General features: G+C 71.9%; 10 protein-coding genes. 4 read left to right on the top strand and 6 right to left on the bottom strand.

The genetic code is table 11. The annotated features are described in order from the left end of the window. Window positions 1-25: 25 nt before the first annotated feature. Complete coding sequence (locus ACZ5VQ_RS36390) at window positions 26-1,105, bottom strand: enoyl-CoA hydratase/isomerase family protein (RefSeq protein WP_469108673.1); 1,080 nt, start codon at window positions 1,103-1,105, stop codon at window positions 26-28. A gap of 163 nt (window positions 1,106-1,268) precedes the next feature. On the opposite strand from ACZ5VQ_RS36390, the gene ACZ5VQ_RS36385 reads away from it, so the two are divergent. Beyond that, window positions 1,269-2,618 carry a CoA transferase gene (locus ACZ5VQ_RS36385; protein WP_469108672.1) on the top strand — a complete coding sequence of 450 codons (1,350 nt, stop codon included), beginning with the start codon at window positions 1,269-1,271 and terminating at the stop codon, window positions 2,616-2,618. Further along, a complete protein-coding gene (locus ACZ5VQ_RS36380) occupies window positions 2,615-4,057 on the top strand; it encodes an amidohydrolase family protein (protein ID WP_469108671.1) in 1,443 nt (480 codons plus the stop codon). Before ACZ5VQ_RS36385 ends, ACZ5VQ_RS36380 begins: the two co-directional genes overlap by 4 nt. Window positions 4,058-4,204: 147 nt before the next feature. Here the strand turns inward: ACZ5VQ_RS36380 and ACZ5VQ_RS36375 are convergent, their stop codons facing one another. The 5 genes from ACZ5VQ_RS36375 to ACZ5VQ_RS36355 form a co-directional block, all read right to left on the bottom strand. Next, window positions 4,205-4,864, bottom strand: coding sequence for an AfsR/SARP family transcriptional regulator (locus tag ACZ5VQ_RS36375; protein ID WP_469108670.1), 660 nt, complete (start codon window positions 4,862-4,864; stop codon window positions 4,205-4,207). An 84-nt stretch (window positions 4,865-4,948) separates the two neighbouring features. After that, window positions 4,949-5,731 (bottom strand): GntR family transcriptional regulator, encoded by a 783-nt coding sequence (locus ACZ5VQ_RS36370; RefSeq protein WP_469108669.1) that lies wholly within the window; start codon window positions 5,729-5,731, stop codon window positions 4,949-4,951. Window positions 5,732-5,919: 188 nt separating this feature from the next. Continuing rightward, window positions 5,920-7,086 (bottom strand): acyl-CoA dehydrogenase family protein, encoded by a 1,167-nt coding sequence (locus tag ACZ5VQ_RS36365; protein WP_469108668.1) that lies wholly within the window; start codon window positions 7,084-7,086, stop codon window positions 5,920-5,922. Further along, window positions 7,083-8,336, bottom strand: coding sequence for a CaiB/BaiF CoA transferase family protein (locus ACZ5VQ_RS36360; RefSeq protein ID WP_469108667.1), 1,254 nt, complete (start codon window positions 8,334-8,336; stop codon window positions 7,083-7,085). The genes ACZ5VQ_RS36365 and ACZ5VQ_RS36360 overlap by 4 nt, the downstream gene beginning before the upstream one ends. Further along, window positions 8,333-9,544 (bottom strand): MmgE/PrpD family protein, encoded by a 1,212-nt coding sequence (locus ACZ5VQ_RS36355; RefSeq protein WP_469108666.1) that lies wholly within the window; start codon window positions 9,542-9,544, stop codon window positions 8,333-8,335. The genes ACZ5VQ_RS36360 and ACZ5VQ_RS36355 overlap by 4 nt, the downstream gene beginning before the upstream one ends. Window positions 9,545-9,774: 230 nt before the next feature. On the opposite strand from ACZ5VQ_RS36355, the gene ACZ5VQ_RS36350 reads away from it, so the two are divergent. Continuing rightward, the gene (locus ACZ5VQ_RS36350; protein ID WP_469108665.1) at window positions 9,775-10,680 is read left to right on the top strand and encodes an HTD2 family dehydratase; all 906 of its coding nucleotides are present in this window, start codon (window positions 9,775-9,777) and stop codon (window positions 10,678-10,680) included. Beyond that, the gene (locus tag ACZ5VQ_RS36345) at window positions 10,677-11,582 is read left to right on the top strand and encodes an HpcH/HpaI aldolase/citrate lyase family protein (protein WP_469108664.1); all 906 of its coding nucleotides are present in this window, start codon (window positions 10,677-10,679) and stop codon (window positions 11,580-11,582) included. The genes ACZ5VQ_RS36350 and ACZ5VQ_RS36345 overlap by 4 nt, the downstream gene beginning before the upstream one ends. The last annotated feature ends 759 nt before the right edge of the window (window positions 11,583-12,341 follow it).

The following is a 12,341-nucleotide window of genomic DNA, read 5'->3' as shown; positions in this document are numbered from 1 at the left end:
GAGAGCATGGGCCGGAACCGCTCCGTCAGCGCACTCGACCGATGGCCCTGACGGCGTCGACAAGACCCCAGGCGAGTGCGGTCGGAGCGTCCAGCCCGGTGCCGGTGATCGCCAGATAGAGGGTCCGCCAGCGCCCGATGCGGCGCGGGATGCTGACGGTGCCGCCCGCGCCGGGAACCAGGCCCATCCCGACTTCGGGGAGCCGGAAGGTGGTGCCCGGGTCGGCGAGGACGGTCCCGGCGAAGGCGGGCAGCTCAAGGCCGGAGCCCACACAGGTGCCGTGCACCCGCACCTCCATCCGATCGCGCAGTTCGTGGATGAGCCGGGCGGCACCGGCGCGGGTCCGCACGAGGTGGGCTGTGGCCACGTCGGGGGTGGTGCCGAACTCGTCGAGGTCACCGCCCGAGCAGAACGCCGGTCCGGCGCCGGTGAGTACCACGTGGGAGATGGTCTCGTCGAGCGTCGCGAGGTGTAGGGCCTCGACCAGCGCGTCTCTCAGCTGCCGGTCGTAGGCGTTGCGCCGCTCCGGGCGGTTGAGGGTCACCTCCAGCACGGTTCCGTTCCGGGCGATCAGCACGGGGTCCGGCACGGCTGGTGGTTGCGGACGTGGACCGCGTGCCGCGAGCCATCGCCGGAACTCGGCTCCGCCGAGCAGCGTGGAGTACGCCAGCGACTCCGCGTCCAGTGCGTCGCGCACCGGGAGCGACTCGGTCATGCGCAGGAGCCCGGCCAGCACGAGTGCGGCCTGGGGGTTCGCCGACACCGCGGCTGCGACCCCGGCCAGTGCGCCGGCCGGATCGGTCACCAGGACGAACGGGCCGCCGACTGGCTCCGACGCCTGATCGACCAGGGTCATGTCGAGTGCCGCCGCCAGCGTTTCCACCTCGGTCGGCATCATCGCCCCAGTGGCACCTGTGACTCCGACGAGGATTCGGTCGCATGCCCGGGCGCGGCGGACCGCGGCGTCCAGCACCGCGGGAGCGGCGGGCTCGTCGAGGTCGACGGCCAGCACCGGGGATACCGGCCGCGCTGCCACATCGAGCAGCGGGGCGTGCGCCGCGTCGGCCGCTAGTTGCGTCGGGCTGATCACGGGCACGGAAGACACGGAAGACACGGAAGACACGGAAGACTCCGAAGACTCGGAATGCGTGGAAGACACGGAAGAGCCCCCTCCCTGGAATCCGGGCCGCCCGGGTCCCGGCCTGCGAGCGCGAGTGTATCGTCGGCCTCGTGCTCACTGTCGTGTCGGATTCAGGCTGGTCAGCGGCATGACCGTCGCCGCGGACCCGATGGCTGACTGGGCGTCCAGTGGTGTCGTCGTGCTCACCGGACGCCCCGACGGACCTCCGCTCGTACCGCCCGGACTTGCGGCGTCCCGGGCCCGCGAGCTGTCTGCCCGGATCTTCGCGCTGACCGCCGGCACCGCCGCGCCGGTCCGGGTCGATGGTGCCGCACTGCTGGCCGAACGGGCCGCGTTCACGGGCCACTCCCGGCGCGGCCGGACCTCTGCGGGCGGCGCCTGCCGGCTGGTGCCCACCAGTGACGGCTGGGCGGCGGTATCGTGCGCCCGCCCCGACGACCCCCTGCTGCTCGGCGCCCTGATCGGCACCGAGCTGACCGGTGATCCCTGGCCTGCTGTTGAGGCGTGGCTGCGCGACCACAGCGGTGCCGAACTGGCGGAGCGGGCCACGCTTCTCGGCCTCGCCGCCGGTCCGGTCGGCCCGCGTGCGGCTGGTGCAGCCCTGCGTGGCGCCGATGCAGCCCCGCGTGCGGCTGAGGCAGCCTTGCGTGGAGCCGGTGCTGCCCCGCATGGACCCGGTGCAGCCCCGCGTGCCGCCCGTCCCGCCGCCCCGCCGGTGCCGCGGCCCGTCGACGGCATGCTCGTCGTCGACTTCAGCGCGCTGTGGGCCGGGCCGCTCTGCAGCCAACTGCTCGGCCTTGCCGGGGCCCGTGTGGTCAAGGTCGAAACACCGACTCGCCCGGACGGAGCCCGCCGTGGCCACCCCGGCTTCTACCGATTGCTGCACGCCGGGCACAGATCCGTCGTCCTCGACCCCGACACCCCGTCCGGCCGCCACGCGCTGGCCGCGCTGGTCGCCGCCGCCGACATCGTCGTCGAAGCGTCCCGCCCCCGCGCACTGGCCCGCTTCGGCCTCGATGCCCAAGCCGCGGTGGCCGCCGGCACCACCTGGATCTCCATCACGGCCGCCGGGCGCGCGAGCGACCGTATCGGGTTCGGCGACGACGTGGCGGCCACTGCCGGCCTGGTCGCCCGCGAACCTGACGGCACCCCTCTGTTCTGCGGCGACGCGACAGCCGACCCGCTCACGGGCCTCACCGCCGCCACCCTGGCGTTGACCGACCCCACCGACGGCACCGGCATCCTGCACGACGTCGCCATGACCGACGTTGTCGCCGCCACGCTCGACGGCGCACCGCAGGATCCGCACCGGCCCGCGACAGTCGCCCGCCGCACGGGAACGGGGTGGGCGGTCGAGACCAGCGAAGGGTGGGTCCCCGTCGCACGGCCGCGTCGGCGCGAACCCGCCGGGGACGCACCCCTCATGGGTGAGCACACCACCGAGGTGCTGCGCGGTCTCGGGATCCCGACGGCATGACCGACGTCCTCAGCGTCGAGAGCCTGCTGCTGCGCCACGCCGAACTCGACGACGGCCGTCGCGCCGATGTCCGTATCGCCGCCGGGCGCATCGCGGAGATTGCCCCGGCCCTGCCCCGCAGGTCGGGGGAGGAGACGATCGACTGCCGTGGCGGCGCGCTGTTGCCCGGCCTGGCCGACCACCATCTGCACCTGCACGCCCTCGCCGCCCACCAGCACTCGATCCCCTGCGGACCACCCGCCGTGCGCGACCCGACAGGCCTCCGTACGGCGCTCGCCGCGGCGACCCCCGACGAGCACGGCTGGATCCGCGGCACCGGCTACCACGAGACCGTCGCCGGCGCCCTCGATGCCGCCGCCCTGGACCGGATCCACCCTCACTGCCCCGTACGCGTCCAGCACCGCAGCGGGGCCCTCTGGATCCTCAACACCGCAGCCGCGTCCGCCCTGGCCCTGGTCGGCGGCGACCATCCCGGCATCGAACGACACGTGGACGGTACGCCGACCGGCCGGTTGTGGCGCGCCGACGACTGGCTGCGTACCCGGCTCCCGCGCACCCGCCCGCCCGGACTCGGGGACATCGGCCACGAGCTCGCGCGGTTCGGCATCACCGCGGTCACCGACGCCACACCCGATCTGGATCCGGGCTCACTGGCGGCCATCGCCGCCGACATGGAGAGCGGGGCGCTTCCCCAACGTGTCCACCTTCTGGGTGCTCCGCTCGGTGCCTCGCTCGACGGCACTTCGGCGTGCCGGCCGACGGTCGGCCCGTACAAGATCGTCCTGGCCGACTCCGGGCTGCCCGCGCTCGACGACCTGACCGAGCGCATTCGCGCGGCGCACGCCGAGGGCCGAGCCGTGGCCGTGCACGCCGTGACCCGCGAGGCGCTCGTGCTGCTGGTGGTGGCCCTGCGGGAGGCGGGCTCCCGGCCCGGTGACCGCATTGAGCACGCGGCCGTCGTCCCGCGCGAACTGATCGGCGACATCGCCGCACTCGGACTGCGCGTGGTGACCCAGCCCGGCTTCCTCGCCGACCGCGGCGACGACTACGCCCGAGACGTCCCCGTCGGGGATCAACCAGACCTGTACCGCTGCCGATCGCTCACCGACGCCGGCGTCCCGCTGGCTCTGTCGTCCGATGCGCCCTACGGGCCACTGGACCCATGGACCGTCATCGCAGCGGCAGTTCACCGCACGACCCCGCTCGGTGGTGTCCTCACCCCCGATGAGACCCTCACCCCGGCCGCCGCCCTCGACGCCTACCTCGGTCCGCTGGAGGACCCCGGCGGGCCGCCCCGGCGCGTCCGGAGCGGTGAGCCCGCCGAGTTGGTCCTGCTGCACACCGGGCGGGCGACGGCCCTCGCCGATCCCACCTCGGAGCTCGTCCGGGTGACCCTCATGGGAACCTGCCCGGGCAAGAGCCCGCGTGCGCTCCGCTGACCTGTGGAGGTCTGCCGCTCGTCGACCACGGCGACACTCGTCTCGCGGGCGAGCTCCCGCCCCGCTCCGGTCGCAGGCCGCCCGCGCCCGCCCGGCGGACCGGGCGGGCGCGGGCGGCAGAGGCGGGTGTCAGCCCAGATGCCCGGATCAGCCCAGACCGGCCCCGGCCTCGCCGCTGATCACCACCACCGGCCAACGGGGTTCGGCCAGCTCGCGAAGGACGCGCTCCCTGCCCCGCATGGGCGTGTCGACGTGACGGTTCACGGCCTCCGGCAGTCGGCGCCGCTCCGGTGCGACGGGCAGCGCCCGGGCCAACCGATCACGCAGAACGAGCAGTTCGGACTCGTACGGCGCCAGCCAGTCGGCATACCGGTCCTCGGGCAACAGCTCATGTCCCAGACGTCCGACCGCCGTCACCAACGCACTGCGGTTCCCCTCGCGCAGCGCCGACCGCGCCGCCGACCGCACCTCGTCCACATCCACCCGTACATGACGCAGGACCACCATCTCGCCGTCGGCAACGAGATAACTCCGCCCGGCTCCCTTCTCCAGCCCCGACTCCAGGACGTGCCGGGCGGCGTGCAGCGCGGCCCGGAGATTGCGCCCGGCCGCCGCCTCCTCCGCGCCGGGCCAGCACGCGTCGATCACCCGCTCGCGATGCAGCCGGTGACCGGGGGCGAGCGCAAGCACCTTCAGCACCGTCCTGGCACTGGAGCGGCGCCACTTCCCCGTCAGGGGTGTGCCGTCACGGGACAGATCGAACCCGCCCAGCAGCGACACGCTCACAACAGGTGGATCACCGCTCACGGTTCCACCTCCAGCCACCTGGGCAACTCTGCGTCGACCAGCCCCGCAGCATAAGGATCACCGGCATCGCTCACAAGAGCGTTCTCAGCGGAGATTGCGCCGCAGCCGTACCCGGTACGAGTAGTGCTCAGGCAGGAAATGGCTGATGGCCAGCTCGACCGGGTGGCCCGTGGCAGACAGGTACAGCCGGTCGATGCGCAGCAGGGGGTGGCCCGGCGGGCAGCCGAGGCGGGTGGCGGTCTCCGGGGCGGCGAGGCCGACCGTGACGGACTGCTCGGCCTCCGCGATGGGGTCGGGGAGGCGGCTGTCGAGCAGGCCGATGACCGTGACGCGGCTGCGCGCCCCCTCCTCGGTCAGTTCCTGCCGGTCGGCCAGCAACTGCCCGGCGCCCGGCGGCAGGTGGACCGTCGTCAGACAGAACGGGGTGTCCTCGTGCAGCCGCAGGAAGGTCAGGGTGTCCACCCGGTCGGAGTCCAGGCGCAGTCGGCCCGCCGTGTCCAGGTCGACGCGGCGGCGCAGCGGTGACACCAGTTGCATCGTCGTGTCGAGCGAGAGCGCCATGAGGTCCTCGACCGAGCCGAACTGACGCAGGTACTGCTCCTCGCGGGGGGCGGCGAAGGTGCCGCGCCCCGGGACCCGGTGCACCAGGCCCTCGGCGACCAGGTCCTGGAAGGCACGCCGTACGGTCTGACGGCTGAGGCCGCGGGATTCGGCCAGCTCGGCCTCGGTGGGCAGCCGCACACCCTCGGGGTACTCGTGGCGCAGGATCGCCTCGCGCAGCTCACGGGCGAGCCGCACATAGGCGCTGTCCCGGCCGCCGGCCCGCTGCCTTGTGCGGGTCTCCTGTGTCCGCGTCGTGCGCGCCATGTCCGCCGTTTCGCTCAGGTTTGCTTGGTGATGCCACCTCGGTCACCCCGACCGACCTGTTGCTGTGGCTGGGGGCCCGGGGGTCCGGGGGCCCGCGGCGGAGCCGCTGGTGTCACAGCCCCCGGGAAGACGCAGCACCGCCCTGCCGAAGTCCCGTGAGTTTCTCATGGCCGCGACGGTGCGTCCGTTCAGGCCTCCAGACCGCCGCGCGCGACGAGGTGGCGCACGATCACGTTCCGCTGGATCTCGTTGGTGCCCTCCCCGACGATCATCAGCGGGGCGTCGCGGAAGTACCGCTCGACGTCGAACTCGGTGGAGTAGCCGTACCCGCCGTGGATGCGCATCGCGTTCAGCGCGATCTGCATGGCCGCCTCGGAGGCGAAGAGCTTCGCCATGCCCGCCTCCATGTCCACGCGCCGCCCCGCGTCCGCCTCCCGGGCGGCGTACAGGGTGAGCTGGCGGGCGGCGGTGAGTGAGGTCGCCATGTCGGCGAGGTAGTTGCCGATGGACTGGTGCTTCCAGATCGGCTCGCCGAACGTCTCACGCTCCTGTGCGTAGCGCAGCGAGTCCTCCAGCGCGGCCCGGCCGACGCCCAGCGCCCGCGAAGCGACCTGCAGCCGCCCGGTCTCCAGGCCCTTCATCATCTGGCCGAAGCCCTTGCCCTCCACACCGCCGAGCACAGCGTCGGCGGGCACGCGGTAGTCGTCGAAGGTCAGCTCGCAGCTCTCGACGCCCTTGTAGCCGAGCTTGGGCAGATCGCGCGAGACCGTCAGGCCCGGGCCGTGCTCGGCGAGCAGGATGGAGATGCCCCGGTACTTGGGTTCGGCGTCGGGGTCGGTCTTGCACAGCAGCGCGATCAGCTGGGAGTGGCGGGAGTTGGTGATCCAGGTCTTGCCGCCGTTGACGACGTACGTGTCCTCGTCGCGCCGTGCGACCGTCCGCATGGCCTGGAGGTCGGAGCCGCCGCCGGGCTCGGTCAGCGCCATCGTCGCGCGGAACTCGCCGGTGGCCATCTTGGGCAGGTAGCGCCGCTTCTGCTCCTCCGTACCGAAGTGCAGCAGCAGCTTCGACACGACCGTGTGGCCGCCCATCGCGCCCGCCAGGCTCATCCAGCCACGCGCCAGTTCCTCGGTGATCAGGACGTAGCACGGGGTGGAGACGGGCGTGCCGCCGTACTCCTCGGGAATGGCCAGGCCGAAGATGCCGAGCTGCTTCATCTGCTCGATGAGGGCCTCGGGGTAGGTGTTGGCGTGTTCCAGCTCCCGTACGACCGGACGGACGTCCTTGTCGACGAAGTCGCGTACGGTGCCGACGATCAGCTGCTCGTCGGAGGAGAGGATGTCGAGGGTGCTCACAGCGCCGCTGCTCCTTGCTCAGGGTCCGTCTGCTCGGGGCCCGGGGTGTCGATGACGCGTTCCGCGCGCAGTCGGTCGATGTCGGCGCGGCTGCGGCCCAGGGCGGTGAGGATCGCTTCGGTGTGCTGCCCGGCGGCCGGGACCGGATCCATGCGCGGGCTGACGCCGCTGAGGTCCGCCGGTGGCAGCAGTGCCTGGACGGGGGCCGGAGCGCCGGGGATGCGGATGTCGCGCCACCGGTCGCGTTCGGTGAGCACGGGGTGGTCGAGGAATTCCGGGACCGAGTTGACGCCGGCATTGGCGATGCCCGCCTTGTCCAGCAGGGCCATGGCCTCCTCGCTGCCGAGTCCGGCGAAGCGCGCGGAGACGATCGCGTTCAGCTCCGTGCGGTGGGCGACCCGGTCGGCCCCGGTGGCGAAGCGCGGGTCGTCGGCCAGCCCCGGCTCGCCCAGTACCTGTGCGCACAGGGCGATCCACTCCCGCTCGTTCTGGACAGACAGCAGTACGTCCTCCCCGTCGGAGGCGGTGAAGGGCCCGTACGGCGCGATCGTCGCGTGCTGCGCGCCCACGCGTGGCGGCTGCGTGCCGCCGTAGCGCGTGTAGTAGGCGGGCTGGCTCATCCACTCGGCGAGCGCCTCGAAGAGGGACACCTCCACGGCGGGCACGCGGCCCGTGGTGGCGCGCGTGTACAGAGCGGAGAGGATGCCGCTGTACGCGTACATCCCGGCGGCGATGTCGGCGACCGAGATGCCGACACGCGCCGGTTCCTCTGGGGTTCCGGTGATGGACAGCAGCCCGGTCTGACATTGCACCAGCAGGTCGTACGCCTTGCGGTCCTGCCACGAGCCGCTGGTGCCGTAGCCGCTGACCGTGCACGGGACGAGGGACGGGTAGCGGGCCTGGAGCGCTTCCACCCCCAGGCCCATGCGGTGGGCCGCGCCCGGCGCCAGGTTCTGCACGAACACATCGGCACCGGCGAGGAGTTCATGCAGAATCTCCCGCCCCGACTCGGACTTCAGGTCCAGGGAGAGGGATTCCTTGGAGCGGTTGAGCCAGACGAAATAGCTGGCCTGGCCGTGTACGGACGTGTCGTAACGGCGTGCGAAGTCCCCGCCGCCCGTCCGCTCGACCTTGATGACCCGGGCGCCGAGATCGGCGAGTTGGCGGGTGGCGAAGGGTGCGGCGACGGCCTGCTCCAGGCTGACGACGGTGATGCCCGCCAGGGGCAGGGGGTGGGCACATTGGGTCATCGGGTGGCCTCCTGGGGGAGTTCGGCGAGCAGCAGGGCGCGCGCCGAGTCCCACGTCGCGTCCTTCAGCAGGTCCGGCACGTCGCTGCCGCAGGCGGCGAACTTGTCGGCCAACTCCGCGTCGGTGGGCGGACGTTCGGGGGAGCCGGGGGGCTGGGCCAGCGCGGTGTGCAGGATGCCGCCGTCGGAGAGGGTGACGCGGAGGTCGGCCTCTCCGTCCAGCAGCCCCGAGCCGCCGCCGGTGCGTGCGACCTCCACCGCGGCCACCAACCGCTGCGCCTCAGGCCTGCGGACCGCGGCGTCGGTGAAGGCGTCGAAGCCCGGACAGTCGTCGAGCAGTGCGGTGGCGACGGCGTACTGCATGCTGAACTTGCCCTCCAGGCCGGTGGTGGGCCGGTCGTGGATGAGGGGGTGCACGGTGGCGGCAGGAGTGGTCACCCGAACCTGTGTCACGTCGTGCGCCGCGCACTCTGTGCGGATCTCGCGCAGCGCCGCGATCGGCCGCTGCATCGCGTAGCAGCAAGGGAACATCTTGACGGCGAGACCGCCAGGCACGGCCGGACCACTGCCGTCCACGCTTCCACCGGCGTTTTCGGCGCCCACCAGTCCAAGCCAGGTGTCGAGCGACCGTGGATCGGCCGTGGCACCGGCCGCTGCGAGGCGCGCCGCCCGCACGCCTGCCTCGGTCGCGAACCCGACCTGCAACGACTTGCCGTGCGTACCGAACGCCGCCTGCACGCCGCCCGCACCGGGCAGCGCCAGCGCCATCGCGGCCGCCAGCTCCCGCGGTCCCAGGCCGAGGGCGACCCCGGCGGCAACGGCGGCCGCCGGAGCGCCGGCGGTGCAGGTCGCGTGCCAGCCCGCGGCGTAGTGCGACCAGCCCAGCAGCCGCCCGAGCCGTGCCATCACCCCGGCCCCTGCCAGATACGCCCGCGCGTCCCCGCCCGTCGCCAGTACGGCCGGCACCACCGCGACGCTGATGTGCGTTGTCGACTCGATGTGCAGATCGTCGAAATCCAGCACGTGCCCGACCGTCGCCCAGCGCGCCGCGTCCGGCAGCCACGCGGCGAGCGTCCGCACCGGATGGTCGCGCGCGGCCAGCGTCACGGCAACTGTGTCCAGCAGGGAACGCCGGGCCAGCGCCAGATCCGCGTCGTCCGGCTCATATCCGTGCGCCCACTCGGCGAGGGATTCCGCGCTGGCTGCCATGGCTTCCTTCCGCGCGTACGTCGAGGGCGTACGCATCCGAGTAGAATTTGTACGGCCAAATGTGGCATCCGTCAATGGCCGCAACTCATGGCTCTCAAGTGCAGGTTCATGGTGGAGGGGTTGACTCGACGATCGTATGGGCGGACGCTTGCACGGTATTTGTACGGCACAACTCCTGGTTGGGTCGGCCACTGCTTCCCGGAGGTATCAGATGGGCGATACGCATTCCCATGGCTGAAACGACGCACCCGTACTCGTGCGAGGACCGGGTCGGCCTTGTCCGTTACCTCGGCTCCTGGAACCCGGCCCCCGTGACCGCACAGGACGCGATCGCGGCGGCCCCCGTCGCCGCGCTCAGCGCCGTGCTTGACGAGGACGCCTCAGTCGCCGACGAGGGCCAGGAGCTGCCCCCGCTCTGGCACTGGCTGCACTTCCTCGACTGGCCTGCACAGCGCGGACTGGGGGCCGACGGGCATCCGGTGCACGGCCACTTCCTGCCCCCGATCCCCGACCGCCGACGGATGTTCGCGGGCGGCAGGGCCGAGTTCACGGCACCGCTGCGGGTCGGCGCGACGGCCACGCGCACCAGCAGCCTTGCCAAGACGGAGATCAAGCAGGGGAAGACGGGCGAGTTGGCGTTCGTGACGGTGCGTCATGAGATCAGCCAGGACGGTCAGTTGCGCGTCGTCGAGGAGCAGGACCTTGTCTACCGCAGCGGCGAGGACGAGCGGCGCCACACCGGTTTCACCCTGGACCTCGCCGATACGGAGGCCGTGGACGCGCCGTGGCAACTGGCTGTGCGCCCCTCACCGACGTTGCTGTTCCGCTACAGCGCACTGACCGCGAACGCCCACCGCATCCACTACGACGAGCCATACGCACGTGATGTGGAGGGCTACCCGGGACTCGTCGTGCACGGGCCGCTGCTGGTGATGCTCATGTTCGAACTGGCCCGCCGGGGCGCTCCCGAGCGGCAGGTCCGCACCCTGTCCTACCGGTTGCGCAAGCCTGTCTTCGCCGGCGAACACGTTCTCGCTCTGGGCTCCCCGGCGGTCGACGGCGACGGACCGGCGCAGTTGCGCATCGCGACCCGGCGCGACGAGCGGCACGCGACGGCCGAGGTGGTCTTCACATGACCACCGAGGAGCGTGGCCGGGACGCAGCGGGGGCCGGTGGTGCCGAGCGAGGAACGAGCAAGGCGCACCCGGCCGTGGCGGAGTCGAGGCTGAGTGCGACCGCCAACCTGGACGGCGTCGCGATCGCCGCCGCCCACACCTTCCTCTTCGTTCCCGGGCACCGCCCCGACCGCTTCGACAAGGCCGCGGCGGCGTGCCCCGACGTGGTCATCCTCGACCTGGAGGACGCCGTCGCCTCCGCCGACAAGGACGAGGCCCGCCGTAACGCCGATGCATGGCTGGCCCAGGGCGGGCAGGCGGCCGTCCGCATCAACGCACCCGGCACCCCGTGGTTCGACGACGACCTGGAACTCGTCACCGCGCACGGCTGCCCCGTGATGCTGCCCAAGGCCGAGGACGCCGACGTGCCGCAGCGGCTCGCCGGCGCCTGCGCGGTGATCCCCCTCATCGAGACCGCCATCGGAGTCGAGCGCGCCCTCGATGTGTGCTGCGCTCCCGGTGTGGTACGCGCGGCCTTCGGCAGCGTCGACCTCGCCACCGAACTCGGCGTCCGCCACGACGACCGGTTCGCCCTGGGCTACGCGCGCTCCCGGCTCGTCGTGGCCTGTGCCGCGGCCGGCATCGCCGCACCGGTCGACGGAGTCACCACCGCCCTCGACGCCGCCGACGCCCTCGCGGACGACCTCCGGCACGCCCGCCGACTCGGCTTCGGCGGCAAGCTGTGCATCCACCCGCGCCAACTGGACGCCGCACGAGCCGGGTTCGCGCCGACGGAGCATGAGCTGCTTTGGGCGCGACGGGTGATCGACGCGGGCGATGCGGTGTCCGTCGTGGACGGGGCGATGGTCGACAAGCCGGTACTGGAACGTGCGCGACGACTCCTGGACGCGGCCGACCGGTAGCACCCAGGGCGGCGATCGCCCCACGCCTCCCACAACTCCCGCAGCCGGTCCCCGATCCGTCGCTCAGCTCCATCACTGCCGAGTCGGGTCGTCAGACCACTGGACGCGGCCCTCACCAGAAAGCAAGACCACCTCCGCCCCGCAACAGCGTTTGTCACATGCGGTACTTCTTCGGTGATCCGGCCAGCGCCTTGTCCAACAGCTCGACAAGTGTGCGCAGTTCGTCCGGTGTGAGTGTCGGTTATTCGTGTAGTTGAGACACATCCATCGCCATGACCTACAACATCTCAACTGCACTCATAGAAGCTGAGGTTGAGCCGCCTGAGTTGGTGACCTGCTCTGATGGGATGCATTGGCTCCTGGGGCTCTCGGTGGCAATCCTGTGACCTGGGGTGCCGCATCTCTATCGAGAATGTCTCAACTCTACGGATAATTTCTTGGGATTGGGGTCCTGAGGGCGCAGAGAAGTTGATCTTGATTTGGGAGGGTGGGGAGCCGCTCCAGGTGGGGCGGGCGGAGGCGAGGAGCAAGCCGGCGTTCGTCAAAGTGCACCCGGGCGGATGTGTGGCATCCGACGCAAGCGGTTCGCCTCCGAACCGCCCCGACAGGCACGTCAGCCGCTCCAGATGCGAGCTTGTCCAGCGGCGCCCCGTCGAGGGCCGACACCGTGCGCTGGCAGGGGCTCAAAGGGGCCGGGATCCGGGAAAGTCTCACGACTGGGCCCAGCTCCCCTTGATCCCCGGAGCACTCCTGCCTCGG

The organism is Streptomyces sp. NPDC033178, assembly GCF_055577685.1.
The sequence above is the reverse complement of the archived record's forward strand: the minus strand, read 5'-3'. Positions and strand labels throughout refer to the sequence as shown.

What these genes read in the sequence shown, in the direction of transcription:
- ACZ5VQ_RS36385 (WP_469108672.1), top strand. Translation starts at nt 1,269, where the DNA reads ATGACCGTCGCCGCGGACCCGATGGCTGACTGGGCGTCCAGTGGTGTC.
- ACZ5VQ_RS36380 (WP_469108671.1), top strand. Translation starts at nt 2,615, where the DNA reads ATGACCGACGTCCTCAGCGTCGAGAGCCTGCTGCTGCGCCACGCCGAA.
- ACZ5VQ_RS36370 (WP_469108669.1), bottom strand. Translation starts at nt 5,731, where the DNA reads ATGGCGCGCACGACGCGGACACAGGAGACCCGCACAAGGCAGCGGGCC.
- ACZ5VQ_RS36360 (WP_469108667.1), bottom strand. Translation starts at nt 8,336, where the DNA reads ATGACCCAATGTGCCCACCCCCTGCCCCTGGCGGGCATCACCGTCGTC.
- ACZ5VQ_RS36355 (WP_469108666.1), bottom strand. Translation starts at nt 9,544, where the DNA reads ATGGCAGCCAGCGCGGAATCCCTCGCCGAGTGGGCGCACGGATATGAG.
- ACZ5VQ_RS36350 (WP_469108665.1), top strand. Translation starts at nt 9,775, where the DNA reads ATGGCTGAAACGACGCACCCGTACTCGTGCGAGGACCGGGTCGGCCTT.
- ACZ5VQ_RS36345 (WP_469108664.1), top strand. Translation starts at nt 10,677, where the DNA reads ATGACCACCGAGGAGCGTGGCCGGGACGCAGCGGGGGCCGGTGGTGCC.